The organism is Haloarcula sp. CBA1115 (assembly GCF_000827835.1).
In the GTDB taxonomy this organism is placed as follows: Archaea; Halobacteriota; Halobacteria; order Halobacteriales; family Haloarculaceae; genus Haloarcula; species Haloarcula hispanica.
This window is the reverse complement of record NZ_CP010530.1, coordinates 371,128-391,622: the sequence shown is the minus strand read 5'-3', so window position 1 is coordinate 391,622 and position 20,495 is coordinate 371,128. Positions and strand designations below refer to the sequence as shown.

Sequence of the window (20,495 nt, the reverse complement as noted above, 5' to 3'; positions counted from 1 at the left end):
ACTGGGTTGCATGGAGATAACCGGCGTGTCAGCGGTCACTGTAGATGTACCGCTGGCCGACCTAGATGAACATCTCGGAATCGGGCCGTACGTGACAAATCACGGGAAGCTACACTCGATGGAACGCGTCCTCGTCCGTGTCGACACAGATGAGGGAATTAGCGGTTGGGGCGAGATGCGCGTCTTCCTGTCACCGGCGGCTACTGAATCCATTATCGAGGACGGCGTTGGCCCGATGATTGAGGGTCAGTCGCCGTTCGAAATCGAGCGACTCCGACGACAGGTGTTCGTCGAGTACACGAACGTCGATATGTTCTTTGCGGCTGTCGAGACAGCCTGCTGGGACATCGTCGGCAAAGCCCTCGACAGACCGGTGTACGAGCTGCTCGGCGGGTGGACCGCACCGACACAGGGCACTCAGCAACACCGGCAGAACGTCGATGGCAACAGTACTGCACCGACGGCTGTCCCCGTTGCGTTCTGCCTCGGCATCCTCTCGCCCGAAGAATCTCGCATCAAGGCCCGAGAAGCGCTCGAAGCTGGCTTCACTGTTCTCAAAACAAAAGCGGGTCGGGACTGGCGAGAAGACGTCGAGCGAATCAAAGCGATGCACGACGAGGTCGACGGGCAGCTTGAGTTCCGACTCGACCCAAATCAGGGCTGGACGCTCGACCAGGCAGTTCGGGTCGGCGCGATGCTCGAAGACGCTGGAATCTACCTGCAGTACATGGAGCAGCCGATTCGAGTCGACTCACACAGGTCGCTAGCTCGGCTTCGGCAACGACTCCAGCAGCCCATCGCGCCGAACGAGGATACGTACATCTCTCATAATCTGCAATCGCTGGTCGAAGCCGGCGCAATGGACGTCGGCGTTATCGATCTGACTCCTGCCGGCGGCATCAGTGGTATTCGACAGCAGGCCGCCATCCTCGAAGACGCCGGTGTTCCCTTTACGCACCACTGTGCGTTCGACCTGGGGATTCGGACTGCGGCTATCCTTCACGCGTTCACCGGTATCCCGGGCTTTTCGCTGCCCCCGGATTCGACGTACTACGGCTGGGAGGCAGACGTCATCGAGGCTCCGTTCGACGTCAGCGACGGCTGCCTCCCTGCCCCGGAGGGGCCCGGTCTGGGCATCAGTATCGACGTGGACGCCGTCGAGGAGTATCGAATCACATGAGCGGCGGAGAGCAACTTTCAAGAGGGCAGCTTACGTGGGTGTCGGTGTCATGGTAGAGCTATCATTAGCGGACCGGCCAGCCATAGTGACTGGCGCGTCGCGGGGTATCGGGCGCGAGATTGCGGCCCGATTCGCCGAAGCGGGTGGCGACGTCGTCGTTTGCTCGCGCACCTACGAGGACGTCGAAGCGGTTGCGACGGAGTTGACCGACACACACGATGGCCGCGTTGTTCCGGTCGAATGTGACGTCACAGACCGGGCGGCGGTACAGGACCTCGTCGACACGACCATCGAGGAGTTCGGGGACGTTCGGGTGCTCGTGAACAACGCTGGCGGCGCAGACGAGTCCGCCAATCTGTTGCACCGGTGTGACGAGGACACCTTCGAGTCGATGCTCGACCTGAACCTGAAAAGCCAGTTCCTCCTGAGCAAAGAGGTACTGCCAGCGATGGTCGCCGCTGGCGGTGGGTCGATAATCCATATGGGCTCAGTCAACGGCCTGTTCGGTATCGGGCTCTCCGGCTACTCCGAGGCGAAAAGTGGACTGCTGGCCCTCTCCCGGAACATTGCCGCCCACTACGGTCAGCACGGAATCCGCTCGAACGTTATTTCGGCGGCGACCATCGAAACAGCGAACAGGCGGGCAGAGATGGAAAACACGGAGGAACGGACCGGTGAGACGAGCGCACGGGAGCGCTGGCTCGACCAGTACCCACTCGGTCGGTTCGGCACACCGCGGGAAGTCGCAGATACGACCCTGTTCCTTGCCTCCGACCTGTCGAGTTTCGTTACCGGTGAGAATCTGGTGCTCGACGGCGGATTGACGACGAGCCTGCCGACATCGTTCATCAACGAAGTCTACGACGCAGACGACCAGCCGACAACCAATTGACTCACGACCCATGGAAGAACTAACAACTGACGACGCCCCCGATAGTATCGGCCCGTACTCGCAAGGAATCGCTAGCGGTGACCGCATTTACGTTTCCGGTCAGGGACCGGTCGACCCGGATACCGGCGAGGTAATCCAGGGCACGCCCGCCGAACAGACTCGGCGCACACTCCGGAACGTAGCTGCTGTTCTGGATGCCGGTGACGCTTCACTCGACGATGTGGTGAAAGCGACGGTTTTCGTGAAGGATATGCGGTACTACGACGAGGTGAACGAAGTGTACGGTGAGCTCATGTCACCCCCCTATCCCGCTCGCAGCGCTGTGGAGGTAGTTAAACTACCAGTGGACATCGACGTCGAGATAGAAGTTATCGCGGAACGGTAGTATGTCGCATCTAGTAGTGTTCGACCTCGATGGGACACTCACTCGACAGCGGGGTGGGTTCGAGCTGTTGCACACACTCTACGGAACGACACCCGCGGCCGATACACTGATGGAGCGGTTCGAGGCCGGTCAGATTACGTTCGCGGAGTGGTGTCGAGGCGCGGTCGACGTGTGGCGTGCGAACGATATCACCAGAGCAGATATCACCCGTGCGACCCGGGCCGTCAAGCCGAAAGCGGGTGCCGTCGACCTCCTCAACCACCTCCAGCATACGGATATCCGATTCGGCATTCTCAGCGCCGGCGTTGCAAACCTCGCGACGCAGTTCGAGCAGTACGAGCCAGCGTTCGTTCGCGGAAACTGGCTTCGGTTCGAAGATGGCCGGATTTCGGGTATCGATGTCGGTGTCGGGCCCGACCAGAAAGGAGAACTACTGAGAGAGATTCGAATCAAGCAGAACCCTTCGTCAATCACCTATATCGGCGATTCACACACTGATACGGAGGCGTTCGTCGAGGCAGATACCGCGGTGTTGTTCGACCCGGACGAACGCATTCCCGAGACAGCAATCGACGAAGCGGATACAATCGTAGAGAGTGCGGACATACGAGAGGTTCAAAACCTCATCCCGAGAATTTAGCCTCGTAATCTCCAAATGAGGGTGTATATTTCCAAGTGAGTATATTGTCCCAGTGTCTTTACAATATATGCTTTCAAAACCATCTTTTCCTCGTTCAGATAGTAGAGAGTATATCCAGACACCCGTCCTCAAAGAGACGTAGCGTTCGGTGTGAGAGTCGGCCCACTGTCGAAGTAACGTACTGACTCCGGCCGGTATTACCCAGCAGATCCGATGTAGCCGTCAGCTCTGCGTCAAGTGTTCGCTGGCGCAGTGGCAACATCTAGCAATTTGCAACGGGCTTCGACGGCCCTTTTACCGTCGGGAGGTGACCGACAACTGAATGAGTCGCTATCGAACGACCGGTTGCTTTCTCCTCCTGGCTGCAATCTGGGGTACTGCCTTCATGGCGACAGACGTCGGCCTCGCCGACCTGCCGCCGGTACCGTTCGCCGCCGCCCGCTTCGACATCGCCTCCGTCCTCCTGTTCGCCGCGTTAGCCGTTACAGGGTCGCTAGAACGACCGCAAACGCGCGATGACTACGTGTACGTCGTCGTCGGCGGTGCGCTTATGATCGGAGTCCACCACGTATTCTTGTTCACCGGGCAGCAGTACGTCACCGGGGCTGTCGCCGCCGTCCTGCTCGGTCTCGTCCCCGTCGTGACGCCCGCGCTGACGAAGCTCGCGTCCAGCGATGACACGTTCACCGCGAATACCGGTGTCGGCGTAGTACTCGGGTTCGTCGGCGTCATCGTCATCGCTGACCCCGACCCGGCGAATCTCCTCAGCAGCACTATCGGGATCGCGCTCGTGTTCGCGTCGGCGCTGGCGTTTGCTATCCCGGCCGTCGTCACGCACGATACCAGTCCGTCGATGTCGTTTCTGGCCACACAGGCGTGGTTGATGGCTATCGGGGCCGTTGTGCTCCATGTCACCGTGCTCGCGCTCCCCGGACAGTCGTTTGCAGACGCATCGTGGACGCTGTCCGCGTTTGCGGCGCTACTGTATTTGGCCGTCGTCGCCGGTATCGGCGGTTTCCTGCTGTACTTCCGGCTACTTGACCAGCTGGGTCCTATCGAGATGAGCTTCATCGAGTACGTGATTCCGCTGTTCGCCGCGCTCGCCGGCTGGCTCGTGCTTGACCAGCAGGTCACACTCGCGACCGTTGGTGGGTTCGCATGCATCCTCATGGGATTCATCGCAGCGAAGTGGGCGACGTTGCGAGCGGAACTGCGTCGGGTCGTCGAACCGAAAACCAGCCCCCCGGCGGACTGAATGGAGTCAGGGGTCGCAGGCCGTCACTGCTTGAACGGAGTCCGAAGACAGTCATTGAGTGGACCACCCTGATGGGTTCGAGAAAATAAACAGCGAAGCTGGAAACGGCAATAATGACCGTCAGGCAGGAGTGACAGCGGCCTCGGGTTTCTGAAAACAAGCGGACTACAGCCGCTATTTTGTTATCTTTTCAGTGGATCGGCGACAGGACTTGTTATGTACCGACAAATCCGTCTGCAAACGGGATCTTGTAAGCGAAGCCCGCATCATAGCCGCGTGCACATACTGGCGGGGCTGACGGGTTTTTATAAGACTACCCGTTGCTGTATACTATGCTACAACCCATTCACACGCTATGGAGCCGGTATCGATCTATCCCACTCATCTGGCGTATCTTCGTCGCCTTCATACTGGGTGCAGGTGCCGGTATCGCGTTCGGGGAGCAGATGGCCGTGGTCAGACCAGTGGGCGACCTCTTCCTTCGGCTGCTCAATATGCTGGTCATCCCGATCATCGTCTTCACACTGCTGACCGGGATTCGACAGCTCTCCCCCGCGAAGCTTGGGAGGATCGGCGGTGCGACAGTCGGGCTCTACGCCCTGACGACGACCCTCGCAGGCATCATTGGCCTTGCGGTTGCGAACGTGCTTCAGCCGGGCCGTGGCCTCGAATTCGGCGGCGGTGAAGCGCAATCGAAAGCACCGCCGTCGTTGCTGGATGTCGTTCTCGGAATCGTGCCGAACAATCCGGTCGCGGCGCTCGCGGAGGGGAATCTGCTGGCGACGGTTTTCTTCGTCATCGTATTCGGAATCGCGCTGACGTACGTCCGCTCCCAGCAAGACGCGCTCGCGGATAGCGTCGATTCGGTGTTCGAAGCGTTTGAGGTTGGTGCTGAAGCGATGTTTGTCATCGTTCGGGGAGTCCTCGAATTCGGTGTGCTCGGCGTGTTCGCGCTGATGGCGTCCGGAATCGGCACTGAAGGGATCGGCCTGTTCTCCTCACTGGGCGAACTCGTGTTGGCAGTCACTATCGCAATCGTCATTCACATCGGCTTCACCTATCTCGTTCTCTTGATGGGCGTGGTTGCCGACGTGTCGCCGATTGCGTTCCTCAGCGGGGCGAAAGACGCGATGGTGACCGCGTTCGCGACTCGGTCCTCGAGCGGAACGCTCCCTGTCACGATGCGCAATGCGGACGAAGACCTGCAGATCGCCGAGCGGGTGTATTCGTTCACCCTCCCAGTCGGTGCGACGGCGAACATGGACGGGGCCGCCATCCGGCAGGCAGTCACCGTGATGTTCGCCGCGAACGTCGTCGGACAGCCACTGGTGCTCACTGAACAGGTCTTCGTCTTGATAGTGGCCGTCCTCATCAGCATCGGAACCGCCGGCGTTCCGGGAGCGGGCATCGTCATGCTCACCGTGATTCTCACACAGGTCGGCCTCCCACTGGAGGTCGTCGGGTTCGTCGCTGGCGTCGACCCGATCCTCGGGCGGATTGCAACGATGAACAACGTCACCGGCGACCTCGCGGTTTCGACCGTCGTCGGGAAGTGGAACGACGGACTCGACCTAAATGAGGGCGTCTGGTCACGAAATCTGAGCGGCGTCGCCGAGTTCGTTCCCGGTGACGACTAGAGGACCACGGCGGTAGAGATTGAAACAGAAACTAATGCTGGTACAGTTGTTATCTTAACCTATAAGAGCCGAAATACTTCTCGCGGCTGAACTGACAACAGCAGTGTGAGCGATTTCCGGGCCGGTGACACCAGTCAGGCCCGTTTGTCCGACGAGTAGTGTAGTTTTGCGGTTTCAGAAACCGTGCGGTACCGTCGCAGTGTTATTTGGTTCGTTTCCGTTCCTGTGTCGGGTGGTCAGTGACGTACACTTTCGTCTCGTCCGGAACGTCGTCGGTGACCCAGGAGTTCGCCCCGATGCTGACGTGGTCGCCGACGGTGATAGCGCCCAGAACTTTCGTGCCCGCGCCGATGACGACGTGGTCGCCGATGTCGGGGTGTCGTTTGTACCCCTTTTTCAGTCTGTGTTCGTCGCTCTCGTCGGCCTCGAAGTGGAGCGCGCCGAGCGTTACGTCCTGATAGAGGCGTACCCACTCGCCGACGGTCGTGGTTTCACCGATGACGACACCGGTTCCATGGTCGATGAAGAAGTAGTCGCCGATTTCAGCGCCGGGGTGGATGTCGATACCGGTCTCAGTCTTGGCGTATTCGGTGAGTTCGCGAGCGTACTCGGATGCCCCGGCCTCGTAGAGTGTGTGTGCGACCCGCTGTACGAGTATCGCCATGAAGCCCGGATAGGACCGGATTATCTCCATGTACGTCTTCGCCGCCGGATCGCCTTTGAACGCGGCCTCGACGTCTTTTTTGAGTCGCGCGCGAACCGCTGGGAGCTGATCGATGACGGCGTCGACTGTCTCGGCGGGGTCAGATCCGGCGTACGGTCTGATACCGGCAAAGAAGAGGCCACCAAGGGTGTCGAGACGGTCCAGCACGGCGAGTTCGTCCCGGACCAGTTCAGCGGCGTTCCAGCAGGTCGGGAAGAACAGTCGCTTGAGGATGTCGACTTCCGGCCGTCGGTGTTCCCGCCGCGGAAACTCCATCTGTGTCTGTGTGGGAAACGGCTCTTCGTCGGCCTGGTATGCCTCGAACAGTTTCTCGTGTGTGTCGCCCGTGTAACAGTAGTCCATATCGGATGGTTGGGCTGAACCATCTTAGTTTTGAAACAATAGTTGTCTTTTCCGCTATATGTTGTGTTCTCGCTGACGCTGTAGAATTGAAAACGAGCAGCATCCCACACTGAGAGGTAGCTATTTGATACTGGCTTGTCATCGAGTCTGTATGAACGGCGAGTGCTACTTCTGTCACGGCATCGTCTCCCCACCGGAGGAGGGCCACATCTGGCTGCGTGAGCACGACAGCCACGAGGTGTATATGCACGAACAGTGTGCTAGCGGCCACAACGTCATCGAAGAGGGACAGAATCCGGCCGGTGAACTCCTGATTACGTGCCCGGAATGTGGCGAAGTCGAAACCGTGTAGCAATCCACGCAGGTAGCCCGGCGGACTGCCAGCGCGCCCATCCTACGGGAGTGAAATATCGACGCCGGACTGCAGGCTGGCGGCTTTCACGGTGTTGTACATCAGCATCGCGATGGTGAGCGGGCCGACGCCGCCCGGGACCGGCGTGATGGCGTCTGCCTTCGCTTTGGCGCTCTCGAAGTCCACGTCCCCGACGAGTTCGTACCCCTTCTCCGTGTCAGCATCAACCCGGTTGATGCCCACATCAATAACTGTCGTACCCGCCGAGAGCATCGATCCGTCTATCATTTCCGGAACCCCGGCGGCGGCGATCACGATGTCGGCGTTGCGAGTCTTTTCGGCCAGGTCGTCAGTTCGGGAGTGGCACACGGTCGTTGTCGCGTTTCCGCCCGGCCCGTACTGAATGAGCAGGTTCGCCATCGGCTTGCCGACGATGTCCGAGCGACCGACGACAACGGCGTCTTTCCCCTCCGTCTCCACACCAGTTTCGGCCAGTATCTTCTGTATTCCGTGGGGCGTACAGGGCTTGTATCGAGCATTGCCGGCGACGAGCCGGCCGACGTTTTCGGGATGGAACCCGTCGACGTCTTTCATTGGATCGATCCGCTCCAAGACGTCGCGCTTGGGAACGTGGTCGGGGACCGGCATCTGGACGAGGATGCCGTGGACGTCCGGGTCCGCGTTCAGTTCGTCGATGGCCGAAAACAGCGTCTCAGCCGGTTCGTCCGCGCTAATTTCGTAATGGAACCCCTCGATGCCGATCTCCTCACAGGCCTGTTGTTTCATCGAGACGTACGTTTCACTCGCGCCGTCGTCGCTCATCAACACCGTCGCCAGCCCTGGTGTGACACCCTCGCTGACGAGTGTGTCCGTGCACGCCGCGACGCCCGCTGTGATCTGGTCGCCGATTTCGTTGCCGTCGATTATTGTAGTCATTATTGCTGTGTTCGCTATCGGCCCGGGAGTCCCCGGTCAGGCGTCCGGAGTGGGAACCGCTGCTGGACGGTCGGCTGTCGGGGCTGGGCAAGCGTTCGATACTCGTCTCAACCCCCGCCGGAATAGTCGGCGATGGGGAATAATCCAGCCTTTGAAGTGACATCGGCTATTCGTCCAGCGTGCAACCACAAGCGGTCGACAATTCGACAGTATTTCCGGCAAAGGGACGAGGTACCGAAGGTTTTTGTCCTGACCCATGCTTGGTCTATACAACCATACCGGGAGGCATGAGCCTCTCGTCCGGGAGCAACTGCACTATGAGTGAGATTCGGTTCAGCACCGACAGAGAATCGTTCATCGAAACCGCGAGGACCGCAGCGGACGGCGCTCGCGTGCCGGTCGAAGCGCGCGTCACAGTCCCTGACCCGTTCGAGGCGTATCGCCGCGCCCGGGACGGGAACACAGACGGCTTCTACCTCGAGACGACCGGCGGGCAATCCGGCTGGGGGTACTTCGGCGTCGATCCGGTCGAGCAAATCGAAGTCTCTGCGAGCGCGACGCCCGCACAGGACGGCGGGAGTCCGAGTATCGAGACCATCGACGAGCTACTCGACCGCGAACACCTAGAGCGCGGCGACTGTACGGTTCCGTACCCGTGTGGCGCGTTCGGCTGGCTTTCCTACGACGTGGCACGGGAACTGGAAGATATCCCAGAGACTACCGTTTCGGACGGCCTCCCACGGCTTCAGTTTGGCGTGTTCGACTGCATCGCCGCGTGGGAGGAGCCACACGACGGCGACGTCGAGATACATGTAACGGCCTGTCCCACCGTCAACGGGTCGCCTGAATCGGCATTCGAGCGTGGCCGGACGATGGCCCGAGAGCTAGCACAGGACGCCATCCACGGCGAGAAACACGTCCAGTCCCAGCCAACCGCTGCGAGTCAGGCCACGTTCGAGAGCGAGTGCGGCGAAGCAGCGTTCGCCGACCGCGTCCGGCAAATAAAACAGTACGTCAGGGACGGCGACACGTTCCAGACAAACGTCTCACACCGGCTGACCGCCCCGGCGGCCGTCCACCCAGTCGACACCTTCGACGCCGTCCGCCGGGTGAACCCGGCCCCGTATTCGGCCCTGCTCGAGTTCCCCGGCGTCGACCTCGTCAGCGCCAGCCCGGAACTGTTGCTGGACGTCGATGGCGACCAGTTGCTCACGGAGCCGATTGCCGGGACGCGCCCGCGAGGCGCGACGCCGTCCGAAGACGAGGACCTTGAGGCAGACCTCTGTAGCGACGAGAAGGAGCGGGCTGAACACGCCATGCTGGTCGACCTCGAACGCAACGACCTCGGCAAGGTCAGCGAGTATGGGTCCGTCGACGTCGCCGAGTACCGCCGCGTCGACCGGTATTCCGAGGTGATGCACCTCGTTTCCCTCATCGAAGGGGAGTTGCGCGACGCAGTGAGCATCGCCGACGCGGTCGCAGCCGTGTTCCCCGGTGGGACCATCACCGGCGCGCCGAAGCCGCGGACGATGGAGATTATCGACGAGGTGGAGCGGACCCGACGGGGGCCCTACACCGGCAGTATCGGGATGTTCGGTTTCGACGACCGTGCGACGCTGAACATCACGATCAGGACGCTGGTTCACTACGACAGCGAGTACCGCCTCCGCGTCGGGAGCGGCATCGTACACGACTCCGTTCCAGAGGCGGAGTACAGGGAGACACTGGACAAGGCCCGGGCGCTCGTTACTGCCGTCGACGAGGCGCTCGGCGAACAGGGGTCGTTCGCCGTCGAATCCGAGACCGAACCGATGGAGGGGATGCGATGATACTCATTATCGACAACTACGATTCCTTCGCCTACAATCTGGTCCAGTACGTCGGCGAGTTCGACGATGTCACGGTCCGCCGGAACGACGCTATCGATGTTGAGGGCATCCACGAACTCGACCCGGACGGCATCGTCGTCTCGCCGGGGCCCGGGACGCCCGCAGAGGCCGGCGTGTCCATCGACGTGTTCGCCGAGACAGAGTACCCGGCGCTTGGCGTCTGTCTGGGCCACCAGGCGCTCTGTGCGGCCCACGGGACTCCTGTCGGCCACGCGCCGAGCGTGGTCCACGGGAAGCCCTCGGAAGTCCGCCACGATGGAACGAGGCTATACGACGGGATCAACGACCCGTTCGAGGTCGGGCGGTATCACTCGCTGGCCGTTGAGGCGGCAGCGCTCCCGGACGAGCTGGAGGAGACGGCCTACACCAACGACGAGCAGGGCGTCGTGATGGGCGTCCAGCACGCCGAGAAACCACACATCGGCGTCCAGTTCCATCCGGAGAGCATCCTCACTGACGCCGGGAAACAGATCGTCGAGAACTTCTGTACCGGAATCGCCGAGGCCTGAAACCGCAGCGCCCGCGGTTTATTTCTTTTCTGGTGGGTCCACATCGTGATGCGTCTGAATGTCCGGCAGTTTCCTGACCGCACGTCTGACGAGGGATGTGTGGTCCTGTTCGTCCCGATACCATGTCACGGTCAGCCCACCGACCGCCACGAGCGATATCACGGCGAACGGGCCGCCGGTCAGAACGGCCAGCGCCTGTAGCGTCTCAGCGCCCCCGAGAAGCAACACCGAGACGGCGACCGCACCCTGAAAAACGCCCCAGAAGACGATATGCGTCGCCGACGGTGCCATCCCCCGTCGCGTCGCCAGCACTGAAACGACGAGCGTCGAGGTGTCCGCCGATGTGGCCATGAACACGATGATGAGTGCGAGAAACAGGAACATCAGGAGCTGTCCAAGCGGCAACGACGCGAACAGCGGGAACCCGGCAATGGCTTCCGAACCACCGCGTTGTGCGATAGCGGCGAGGATATCGGCCCGACCCGTCTGCTGGATGAACAGCGACGTGCCACCGAGCAGCAGGAACCAGACCATCGTCGCTGTCGAGGTCGCGACGACGCTCGTGAACACGACGGTTCTGACCCGGCGACCGCGGGAGAGTGCGGCGATGAACAGCCCTGCGAAGGGTGCCCACGAAAACCACCACGACCAGTTCCAGACGGTCCACGCCGCGACCCACTGCCCGCCCGTGTGGAGACTCAACGGCACGAACGCCACCACGTAGGTCCCGAGTGCCTGCGTCCCGCGCTGGAGGATGAACGACCGCGGACCGACGGCAACGATGAGGAGCGCGAACAGTCCGAACAGGACGACGTTGAGACCGGCGATGCGACGGATGCCGCGGTGAATCCCGGTCGCGCTGGAGACCACGAATATCAGCGTCAATCCGCCGACGAACAGGACCGGTCCGACTTCACCGGCCGCCACGTCCCACTGGTAATTGATCCCGGCGAGGAACTGCTCGCTCACGAGTGCGACCGAGGTGGCGATGCCCCCGATAGTGGCAAAGACGGCCAGCGTATCGACCAGTGTGGCCCAGGCCGAATCGAGTGTATCGACACCGAGCAGCGGTGCCAGCACTGTCGAGACCCGGAGCGGAGCGCCCCGCGTGAACGCGAAGTACGCTATCGGGACGCCGATGACAGCGTAGGCGCTCCAGGCCGAGACGCCCCAGTGAAAGAGGGTGTACACAAGCGCGCCGTTGACGGCGCCCGGCGACCCGGCTGCTGCCCCGATGTACGGCGGTGGCTGGTCGTAGTGAAACAGGGCCTCAGTGGGGCCCCAGAACACCAGTCCGGCCGCGATGCCGGCGGTGAAAACGAGCGTAAAGTACGTCGGATACGTGTAGCTTGGCTCCGTGTCCGGACCGCCGAGTTTGATCTCACCCCAGGGCCCAAGCAACAGAAACAGACAGTAACAGACCGAGAGGAAGACCGCGGCGAGAAACAGCGGGCCGCCGCCGCGAAGGACTGTGGCAGCAGCGGCGTCGACGGCACCCGTCGTCCGTGCAGGGAATGCGATCTGGAGCCCGAAGAACGCGGCGAACACGAGCACCGGGAACGCGAGGATGGCTGGCTCGTGCTGTGTGAGGAACTCGCGGACGGCCCGCCTGATACTGGTCCGGCGGACACGGAGCAGGACATCGGCCGCGGCCGGCGCAGTGGCGTCTTCGGAGTAGGGAAGGAGCGCTATGTAACAGAGTCCCGAGCTGAAAAACACGAGCGCGATAGTCAGCCACGCCGGGCCGGTCACGGCTTCGCCGACGAGCGTCGGAAAGAAGAACCCCGCGAGCACGAGCGCCCCGGACGCGGCACACAGTGGCACGAGTAGCCGGCCGACAATCTCCGAAATGCCACTGGCGTCCGAGGTGGCCATACGTTGATATTCAGTATCGAATACATATATTACTATCCCAGAGCGCGCTTCAAACTGGAGTCAGGGCGTCTCGATCCTGTCGGTAGCAGGCTGCAAGACAGTTTACTCGGGGGCGTCGGCTTCGGGTCCGTCGCCGTCCGTCTCGATTCCGTCCAGCAGTGCTTCGCTCGACCCGCGGCCCAGCACCGACTGGCCCAGGAGCCGCCCGCCGATAGAGCGGGGATTGATAACTTCGTCCGCCCCGACAGCGCGGAACTTTTCGACGTGTTTCTCGGCGGTCGCCGCCGCGACTGTTCTGATGTCCGGATTGACGTTCTTCGTCGCGATGACCGCAAGCACGTCGCGGGCATCGTCGTTACTCCCCACCACAACACCGCTTGCGGTCCCGACGCGTGCGTCCCTGAGGACATCCTCATCGGTGGGATCACCGGTGAGCAGATTCACGCCCTCGCCCTGCAGCGACGCGACCGTCTCCTCATCGGGGGTAACAACCACAACCTCCGTCTCGTCGCCCAGTTCCTCAAGCAGCGATGCCGTAACGTCTCCGTACCCAAGAACCACGACGTGGTCCTCGAGGAGTGTGAGTTCTGATGCTGTCATGACTCCGAACGCTGTCGCCATTCTGGATTCGATAGCGGGGCCAATGAGCGCGCCTACGGCGACGGTGAACGCGCCGGTTCCGAACAGGATGATAGAGAGCGAGAACCACCGTGCTTCCGCTGTCACAGGTGTGATATCGCCGTAACCAACCGTCGCGATTGTGACGACGACGTAGTACACGGCGTCGCCCCAACTGTCGAGTTCGAGGAACTGGCCTCGCAGCCCGTAGGCACCCACGGTCCCGTAGAGAACGACGCCAAAAATCGCCGACAGCGATGCGATCTGAATCGGCGAGAGGTCAAGAGACTGGTCGAACCGGTGACGGTTGCGGACCAGCAGCGGGTACGTGACCAGCGTCAGCAACAACAACGGGATGTCAGTTGGCTGAAACGTGGTAAGCGGCAGTACTACCAGACCGAGAAGCACGACGGCCGCCACGCGCCACGCGAGTTGTTTGCGCCGCTGGAGCCCGACCGTCACGATGCCGAGGATGAACGCGAACAACACCCCACCGAACCTGACGAACGGTAGCGGAAGGTCGACGACGGCGGTCAGCGGGCCATTAAGTGCAAGCGATGCCTGACTCAGATTCGAAAGGCCGGTCACGAACGCCAGCAGCGCGACCGTCCCGGTCAGGACGACCGTCGGTTTTGCGCCGGATAGCTCGTCCCACTCGACGAACGGGACTCTGTCAGCCGGATAGAACACGTCCTCCAGCGTCCGGTCCGACGAGTCTTCTGGGACGTTAGTCATTAGCATACTTTTGTCGGAGTCAATATAAAAAACACGCGGCGAGCGGGCACCGAACTCAAGTCAGCGGGCCACATACGACCAAATCAATGCGTCGATTGCACGAGCATGGGTGTCGCCGTTCGCCAAGGACGCTTAGAGAGAGTTGGAGCCGACTCATCTGGAGAGCGGACAAATGAACGCTGCCGTCCTGTTCGGGCTCGGGACGATGATAGCCTGGGGGTTCTGGATAGCGTTTGGCAACGTCGCGTCAAGTACAATGGATCCGGAGACCGCGGCGTTCGTGTCGTACGCCGCTGCAACGGTCGTCACCGGGATATACGTCGTTGTCTCAGACGCATCGTTCGTCGTCACGAACCGGGGGATGATGTTTGCCGGCGCAGCGGGCGTCGCGGCGGCCGTCGGCGTGGTCTCGACGTTCGTCGGCGTGACTGTGGGGCCCACGTCGATCGTGTCCACCATCGGCGGGATGTACTTCATCACTGCCGCAGTCATCGGCGTTATCGCGTTCGGGGAGTCCATGACGTTGACGAAAGCCGCCGGCATCGGTCTGGCGCTGATAGCGATTGTCGTCATCAATCAGTGACTGGACACAACTGGTTGGCTTTCGAGAACGTTGTGTGAGTGTCCCCCGTCACAGCAGGGGTTTATGAGATGGGGGCAGGTACGGCCGGATATGAAGCGCGTAGTCAGTACCGACGAAGCACCGGCCGCGGTCGGCGCGTACAGTCAGGCAACGTCGAACGGCGACCTCCTCATCACCGCCGGACAGCTCCCGCTAACGACAGACGGCGAACTCCTCGACGACGAGCCAGTCGCCGACCAGACGCGGCAGTGTCTTCACAATGTCGCGGCGATTCTGGAGTCAGAAGACCTCTCGCTGGACGACGTACTCAAGACAACCGTCTATCTCGACGACATCGACGACTTCGACTCGTTCAACGAGGCCTACAGCGAGTTTTTCGAATCGGAGCCACCGGCGCGGAGCGCCGTCGGCGTTGGTGCGGTCCCGAAAGGTGCAGCGGTCGAAATCGAAGCTATCGCGACCACCGAGTAGCGAGCGCGGCCGTTCCGTATCTTATCGCAACTCCATCTGTTCTGCTCGCTCTGCGGCGAGCGTCGTCAGTTCGTCGACGCTACTGTCCGAGCGGTCCGCAAGGACGCGAAGCAACATTCCGAGCTGTATGGCCGCTGCCTCGCGGAGTTCGGCCGCCTCCTCGGTGTCGTTACCGAAATAGTACTCGTGGCGGCCGTCCTCGTGGATAATGCCGGTGTACACCGAGCGCAGGTCGGCCTCGGTTATCGCGGCTGACGCCTCCGTCTTGACTTCCTCGAACCGTGGGTTCATGATTTCGATTGGGGGTAACGTCCCGCTGCCTCATTGTTTCAGCGGAACGACTCGGCCAGCGCTGTCCCATTATTGTGTAAGCAAGTGATATGTTGTGTGGGTCGATGACGCCACTGCAACCAGTGGTCCCGGGACCGCTCGGCTGGGGTTTTTAATCGTTCAACACGAGGCACAGAGTATGACACGGGAAACCACGGCCCTCGCTCATTCGACCGCCGTCCGGGTGTCGACGGACGGCCGGTCACAGAACGGGGACCGGGTCCTCTCCGCGGCGCGGACGACGGCGGACTCGACACCGGTCGTCAGGACGGGACCGACGGGCATCACAGCAGCCACACCGCTAGTGATAGTCACGCGTAACGGACGGACGGCCTTCTACAGCGACCCGTCACCGGCGACCGTCCGTGACCTCATCGACGAACTGGAAGCGGGGACAGTACCGACAGCCGATGCGGACGCTGTCGTCGAGCACGACCCCGAAACGGCTTCGCTCCCCGCCCCGGAGCGTGGCCCGCTCTCAGTCGGCCGCCGCAACGTACTGGGCCCCTGTGGCTGGGTCGCCCCGCTTTCGCCGGCCGACTGGTCGTTCGTCTCGACCCAACGGACCGCCGACGTTGCAGCGGGAGCCGGGCTGCTGGGCCGCGGTCGCGGGGACGCCGCCGCTGACGAACCGGTCGCCGATACGTGGGAAACAGCCAGCGAAACCGACGGTGACCCAGTGGTCGTCTGTAACGCCAACGACGCCAGCGACCTCCCGACGGGCGACGACACGCTCCTGTCCGGCGCACCGATGGCAGTCCTCGACGGGATTGCGGCGGTCGCCGAGTACGTGGACGCTGGTGACGCTGTCGTCTATGTAAACGAGTCGCAGACGGACGTGCAAGCAGACCTCCGCGAGGCAATCGACGCAGCCGCCGACACCCTCCCTGTCGTTCCACAGTTGGTAGCCGGCCCGGACGAATTCCGCGCCGGCGAGCCCACGGCGGCGCTCGAAGCACTGGAAGGGGCCGACCGCATCGAACCGCGGCTCCAGCCGCCATCACCGGCCAAACGAGGCCTGTACGGCCGCCCAACAGTCGTCCACACGCCGCGGACGTTTGCGCAAGTCCAGCAGGCCGTCGCCGAGCCCGGTAGCGTCGACGCTGACGCGGCGGACCCCGGGACGCGAATCGTAGCGGTCGCCGGCGACGTTGCGGACTCGGCGACAGTCGAACTCAGGTCGAGCGCAAGCCTCGCAGCGGTTCGCGAGGCGGTCGAGATGGACGGGTCGTTCAAAATGGCCTGTGTTGGCGGCGTCCTCGGCGGTGTCACGCGCAGTCTTGATATGGCACCGACCGCACAGTCGCTCCGGGCTGCCGGGCTCGGAACCAATGGCGTCGTCGAACTGTTCGACACCGGTCGATGTACCGTTGAAACGGTTGGGAAGCGGGCGCGGTTCGCATCGATGGAGAACAGCGGCCGGTGTGTGCCCGGCCGTGAGGGAACGAAGCAGCTCGCTGAACTGCTGCGCGACATATACGACGGCTCGTTCGAGAACGACAAGATACGTGAACTCGGTCGCGTGATGCGTCAGTCGAGTAACTGCCAGACCGGCGCGCACGCGCCGCGGCCAGTGACCACAGCTATCGACGAGTTCGAACCCGAGTTCCGCGCTCACACCGACGGCCACTGTCCCAGCGGCACCTGTACGGAGAAGCTATGAGCACAGACAAATCGATTCCACGAGTTCCCGACCTGCACGACCCACAGCCTGAGACGCCAGTCACTCACGAGTTCGAGACCGGCACCGCCAACGACCCCGACGTGGGAACCGACACAGACGACCCGACGACGCTTACCGTCGACGGCGAGCCAGTGACCGTCGCCCCGAGTTCGACTATCATCGACGCGCTACAGGACCTCGACGACGATATCGTCAGCGTCGACCCCGGCGCGGAGGGCGTCGAAGACGACGCCGACGTGCCAGCGCTGTGTTACTACGACCGCGATGGGGACTGCAGCGACGAGATCGGCCCGCGCAGCGAGTGTCGCACCTGCATGGTCGAGACCGACGAACACGGCCTCGTCCCGTCGTGTTCGTTCCCCGCCGAGGACGGCCTCACCGTCTCGACAGACACCCCTGACGCCGAGGAGGCCCGTAGCGTCAATCTCGACCTCGTGCTGTCGAACCACAACCTCCGGTGTACCACCTGCAACGGCAACGGCCGCTGTGAACTGCAGGACGCCGCCATCAGCGAGAGCGTCGATCACCCCCGCTACGGCGTCTTCGACGAGCGCGACCAGTACGAACCCATCGACGACACCTCCTCGTTCATCCAGATCGACCGTAACAAGTGCATCCTCTGTAACCGCTGTGTCGACGCCTGCAACGACGTGCAGGTCGAAGGCGTCCTCCGTATCGAGGGCCACGGCGAGGACACCCGTATCGGCTTCCAGTCCGACGCCGAAACCATGCACGACTCGGAGTGTGTCTCATGTGGCCACTGCGCCACCGTCTGTCCCACCGGCTCGCTGACCGAGAAGGGTATCGACGGCGCGGCGACGCTCCCGCTGCCGGGCTTCACGCAACGGAACTCCATCGGGACAGTCATCGAACACGAGGACGTCGAGACCATCGACGACACCACCGCCCCGAACCGCGGGTTCGAGCCCGGCGACCCGAGAGCGGCGCCGGGGAAGAAAGGCCTCGCAAAGTTCGCCTCAGCGGCCAAACGGCGGGCCGGTGACATCGCCAAGGACTACGGGAAGAAGGCGTTCCTCGCCGGCGAACACACCGCCGAGAGCATCGCGGCGAACACGATGCCCGAGGGCCGACTGTTCGACATCGCCAGCGCGGTCAGCGACTACCGCCTCTCGAAAATCGACAAACAGGAGACGACCTGCGGGTTCTGCGCCGTCGGCTGCCGGTTCGAGATGTGGGGTAAGGACGGCGACTCACTCGGCGTCGTCCCGGTAGATGACCCTGACAACGCGCCCGCGAACAACTTTTCGACTTGCGTAAAAGGGAAGTTCGGCCACGAGTTCGCCAACAGCAAACAGCGGGTCACCGAGCCGCTGCTCCGCAACGACGACGGCGAACTCGAGCCGGCCACCTGGGAGGAGGCGCTCGATTACGTGGCCGAGCGCTTCACCGAGATTCAGGACCAGCACGGCATCGACTCGCTGGGCTGTCTGGCCTCCTCGAAGGGCAGCAACGAGGAGGCGTATCTCGTCCAGAAGTTCGCCCGGCAAGTGCTTGGCACGAAGAACATCGACAACTGCGCCCGGCTGTGTCACTCCTCGACAGTCGCCGCGCTCCAGCAGACGCTCGGCTACGGCGCGATGACCAACCGCATCAACGAGGACATCGGCGAGGCCGACGCCTACCTCATCAGCGGCTCCAACACCACGGAATCCCATCCGGTGCTCGCCACGCGAATCAAGCAGAACGTCCGCGACGGGGCCGACCTCGTCGTGTTCGACCCGCGGAAAATCGGCATCGCAGAACACGCCGACCAGTACACCCGGACGAACCCCGGCTACGACGTGGCCTGGCTCAACGGCCTGATTCGGTACATCGTTGAGAACGACCTCCACGACGAGAACTTCATCGAACGCAACACGAGGAACTTCGAGGAAGTCGAGGAGAAAGTCCAGGCCTTTACCCCCGAAAAAGTCGAGCAACTGGCCGGTGTGCCGCCGGAAGAACTCGCCTCGGCGGCCGAGACGCTCGCCGAGGCCGACAGCGTCGTGTTCGGCTGGGCGATGGGGATGACCCAGCAGAGCCACGGCACGGAGAACCTCATCGCGATGGCCGACCTCGCGCTCGTGCTGGGGCAGGTCGGCAAGCCGGGCGCCGGCCTCTCGCCGTTCCGCGGCCAGAACAACGTCCAGGGCGGGGGCGGCGACATGGGCACGCTTCCGGGGAGTCTCCCGGGCTATCAGAACCCGGCCGACGACGAGGTCGGCGAGAAGTTCGCCGACGCCTGGGGCGAGCGACCGCCCGAGGAACCCGGACTCAAAGTGCCGGAGATGCTCGCCGAGGCCCACGCGGGGAACCTCCGCGGGATGTACGTCGTCGGTGAGAACCCGGCGCTCTCAGAACCCGACATCCAGCACGCCGCCGAGGCCCTGGAAGACCTAGAGTTCCTCGTCGTGCAAGACATCTTCATGACCGAAACGGCAGACTACGCCGACGTGGTGCTGCCGGCGGCCACCTCGCCGGAGAAACACGGTACGTTCACCAACACGGAGCGACGCATCCAGCGGGTTCGGCCCACGTCTGAGCCGCCGGGCAAGGCCCGCCAGGACTGGGAAATAACGCAAGCGCTGGCCCGTCGGCTGGGCTACGACTGGGACTACGACCACCCGCGGGAGGTCATGGACGAGATCAACTCGCTCGCACCCATCTACGGCGGCGTGACGTACGACCGCCTCGAATCCGGCGGGGAACACGGCCTGCAGTGGCCCTGCTGGGACGAGGACCACGAAGGGACGCCGTACCTCTACGACTACGAGGAAGGCAACTTCAATTTCGAGGACGGCAAAGCCCGCTTCGTCCCCGCCGACGGCGGGCACCCCGGCGAGATTCCGGACGAGGAATACCCGCTGACGCTCACGTCCGGACGCGTACTGTATCACTGGCACACGGGCCAGATTACCCGCCGTGTCGAGGGGTTGATGAGCCACGTCGGCGAGAGCTTCGTCGAGGTCCATCCCGAGACGGCCGAGAAGCTCGGTATCGCCGACGGCGAGTACGTCCGCGTGGAGTCTCGACGGGGCGACATCGTCGTCAAGACGCAGGTCACTGACCGCGTCGGTCCGGGGACGCTGTTCATCCCGATGCACTTCGCCGCCGGCGCGGTCAACAAACTCACCGGCGAGACGTTCGACCCGACTGCCGGTATCCCCGAGTACAAGATATCCAGCGTCCGCGTGGAAGTGCTGGGCCCGGAGACGGACGAGACAGTCCTTCGAACGCCAGACGCCGGTGGGAAACAGATTCGGAAACGAGGCGCTGGCGACGACTGAATCAGCACAGTTAGCCTCAGATAGTACGTAGAATCAGTATTTCTCCCGCAACAAGATTGATTATGCCCCAAATATACAAATATATTTAGTGCGTTTGTACCATATATTGTTACTTTGTCCACTTATCTGTCCATATTAACGCCATAATAGACGGTTTTGCCGAGATATAGA

General features: G+C 62.2%; 18 protein-coding genes. 13 read left to right on the top strand and 5 right to left on the bottom strand.

Annotated features, from left to right (window positions below):
• The first annotated feature begins 10 nt into the window (after positions 1-10).
• From SG26_RS18725 to SG26_RS18700, 6 genes are all read left to right on the top strand, one after another.
• Positions 11-1,180: a mandelate racemase/muconate lactonizing enzyme family protein gene (locus tag SG26_RS18725; protein WP_050038447.1), complete on the top strand. Its 1,170-nt coding sequence runs from the start codon at positions 11-13 to the stop codon at positions 1,178-1,180.
• A 49-nt stretch (positions 1,181-1,229) separates the two neighbouring features.
• Positions 1,230-2,072: an SDR family NAD(P)-dependent oxidoreductase gene (locus SG26_RS18720; RefSeq protein WP_050038446.1), complete on the top strand. Its 843-nt coding sequence runs from the start codon at positions 1,230-1,232 to the stop codon at positions 2,070-2,072.
• A gap of 10 nt (positions 2,073-2,082) precedes the next feature.
• Positions 2,083-2,457, top strand: a complete 375-nt coding sequence (locus tag SG26_RS18715; protein ID WP_014031207.1) for a Rid family detoxifying hydrolase — start codon at positions 2,083-2,085, stop codon at positions 2,455-2,457.
• 1 nt (position 2,458) lies between these two features.
• Entirely contained in the window at positions 2,459-3,097 is a 639-nt protein-coding gene (locus SG26_RS18710) for an HAD family phosphatase (protein WP_044952822.1), read from the top strand.
• A gap of 322 nt (positions 3,098-3,419) precedes the next feature.
• A complete protein-coding gene (locus SG26_RS18705) occupies positions 3,420-4,352 on the top strand; it encodes a DMT family transporter (protein WP_014031209.1) in 933 nt (310 codons plus the stop codon).
• A gap of 332 nt (positions 4,353-4,684) precedes the next feature.
• Positions 4,685-5,989: a dicarboxylate/amino acid:cation symporter gene (locus SG26_RS18700; protein WP_014031210.1), complete on the top strand. Its 1,305-nt coding sequence runs from the start codon at positions 4,685-4,687 to the stop codon at positions 5,987-5,989.
• A gap of 202 nt (positions 5,990-6,191) precedes the next feature.
• Here the strand turns inward: SG26_RS18700 and epsC are convergent, their stop codons facing one another.
• Positions 6,192-7,055 (bottom strand): serine O-acetyltransferase EpsC, encoded by an 864-nt coding sequence (epsC, locus tag SG26_RS18695; protein ID WP_050038445.1) that lies wholly within the window; start codon positions 7,053-7,055, stop codon positions 6,192-6,194.
• Positions 7,056-7,206: 151 nt separating this feature from the next.
• On the opposite strand from epsC, the gene SG26_RS18690 reads away from it, so the two are divergent.
• Entirely contained in the window at positions 7,207-7,407 is a 201-nt protein-coding gene (locus SG26_RS18690) for a hypothetical protein (protein ID WP_050006944.1), read from the top strand.
• A gap of 42 nt (positions 7,408-7,449) precedes the next feature.
• Here SG26_RS18690 and SG26_RS18685 read toward each other — a convergent pair whose 3' ends face one another.
• Positions 7,450-8,343: a bifunctional methylenetetrahydrofolate dehydrogenase/methenyltetrahydrofolate cyclohydrolase gene (locus SG26_RS18685; RefSeq protein WP_050038444.1), complete on the bottom strand. Its 894-nt coding sequence runs from the start codon at positions 8,341-8,343 to the stop codon at positions 7,450-7,452.
• 317 nt (positions 8,344-8,660) lie between these two features.
• Between SG26_RS18685 and SG26_RS18680 the strand changes: the two genes are divergently transcribed.
• A complete protein-coding gene (locus SG26_RS18680; protein ID WP_050038469.1) occupies positions 8,661-10,172 on the top strand; it encodes an anthranilate synthase component I family protein in 1,512 nt (503 codons plus the stop codon).
• Positions 10,169-10,741: an aminodeoxychorismate/anthranilate synthase component II gene (locus SG26_RS18675; protein ID WP_014031214.1), complete on the top strand. Its 573-nt coding sequence runs from the start codon at positions 10,169-10,171 to the stop codon at positions 10,739-10,741. The genes SG26_RS18680 and SG26_RS18675 overlap by 4 nt, the downstream gene beginning before the upstream one ends.
• A gap of 18 nt (positions 10,742-10,759) precedes the next feature.
• Here SG26_RS18675 and SG26_RS18670 read toward each other — a convergent pair whose 3' ends face one another.
• Positions 10,760-12,616, bottom strand: a complete 1,857-nt coding sequence (locus SG26_RS18670; RefSeq protein ID WP_050038443.1) for a BCCT family transporter — start codon at positions 12,614-12,616, stop codon at positions 10,760-10,762.
• Positions 12,617-12,718: 102 nt separating this feature from the next.
• The gene (locus SG26_RS18665) at positions 12,719-13,969 is read right to left on the bottom strand and encodes an NAD-binding protein (protein ID WP_050038442.1); all 1,251 of its coding nucleotides are present in this window, start codon (positions 13,967-13,969) and stop codon (positions 12,719-12,721) included.
• 172 nt (positions 13,970-14,141) lie between these two features.
• Between SG26_RS18665 and SG26_RS18660 the strand changes: the two genes are divergently transcribed.
• Both SG26_RS18660 and SG26_RS18655 read left to right on the top strand, forming a co-directional pair.
• Positions 14,142-14,552 carry an EamA family transporter gene (locus SG26_RS18660; RefSeq protein WP_004966000.1) on the top strand — a complete coding sequence of 137 codons (411 nt, stop codon included), beginning with the start codon at positions 14,142-14,144 and terminating at the stop codon, positions 14,550-14,552.
• 90 nt (positions 14,553-14,642) lie between these two features.
• Entirely contained in the window at positions 14,643-15,023 is a 381-nt protein-coding gene (locus SG26_RS18655; protein ID WP_007190568.1) for a Rid family detoxifying hydrolase, read from the top strand.
• A 21-nt stretch (positions 15,024-15,044) separates the two neighbouring features.
• Here the strand turns inward: SG26_RS18655 and SG26_RS18650 are convergent, their stop codons facing one another.
• The gene (locus tag SG26_RS18650) at positions 15,045-15,314 is read right to left on the bottom strand and encodes a hypothetical protein (protein ID WP_011222717.1); all 270 of its coding nucleotides are present in this window, start codon (positions 15,312-15,314) and stop codon (positions 15,045-15,047) included.
• Positions 15,315-15,492: 178 nt separating this feature from the next.
• Between SG26_RS18650 and SG26_RS18645 the strand changes: the two genes are divergently transcribed.
• Together SG26_RS18645 and fdhF are read left to right on the top strand one after the other, a co-directional pair.
• Positions 15,493-17,016, top strand: coding sequence for an NADH-ubiquinone oxidoreductase-F iron-sulfur binding region domain-containing protein (locus SG26_RS18645; protein ID WP_050038441.1), 1,524 nt, complete (start codon positions 15,493-15,495; stop codon positions 17,014-17,016).
• On the top strand, positions 17,013-20,324 hold the full coding sequence (gene fdhF, locus SG26_RS18640; protein WP_050038440.1) for a formate dehydrogenase subunit alpha: 3,312 nt from the start codon (positions 17,013-17,015) through the stop codon (positions 20,322-20,324). The genes SG26_RS18645 and fdhF overlap by 4 nt, the downstream gene beginning before the upstream one ends.
• The last annotated feature ends 171 nt before the right edge of the window (positions 20,325-20,495 follow it).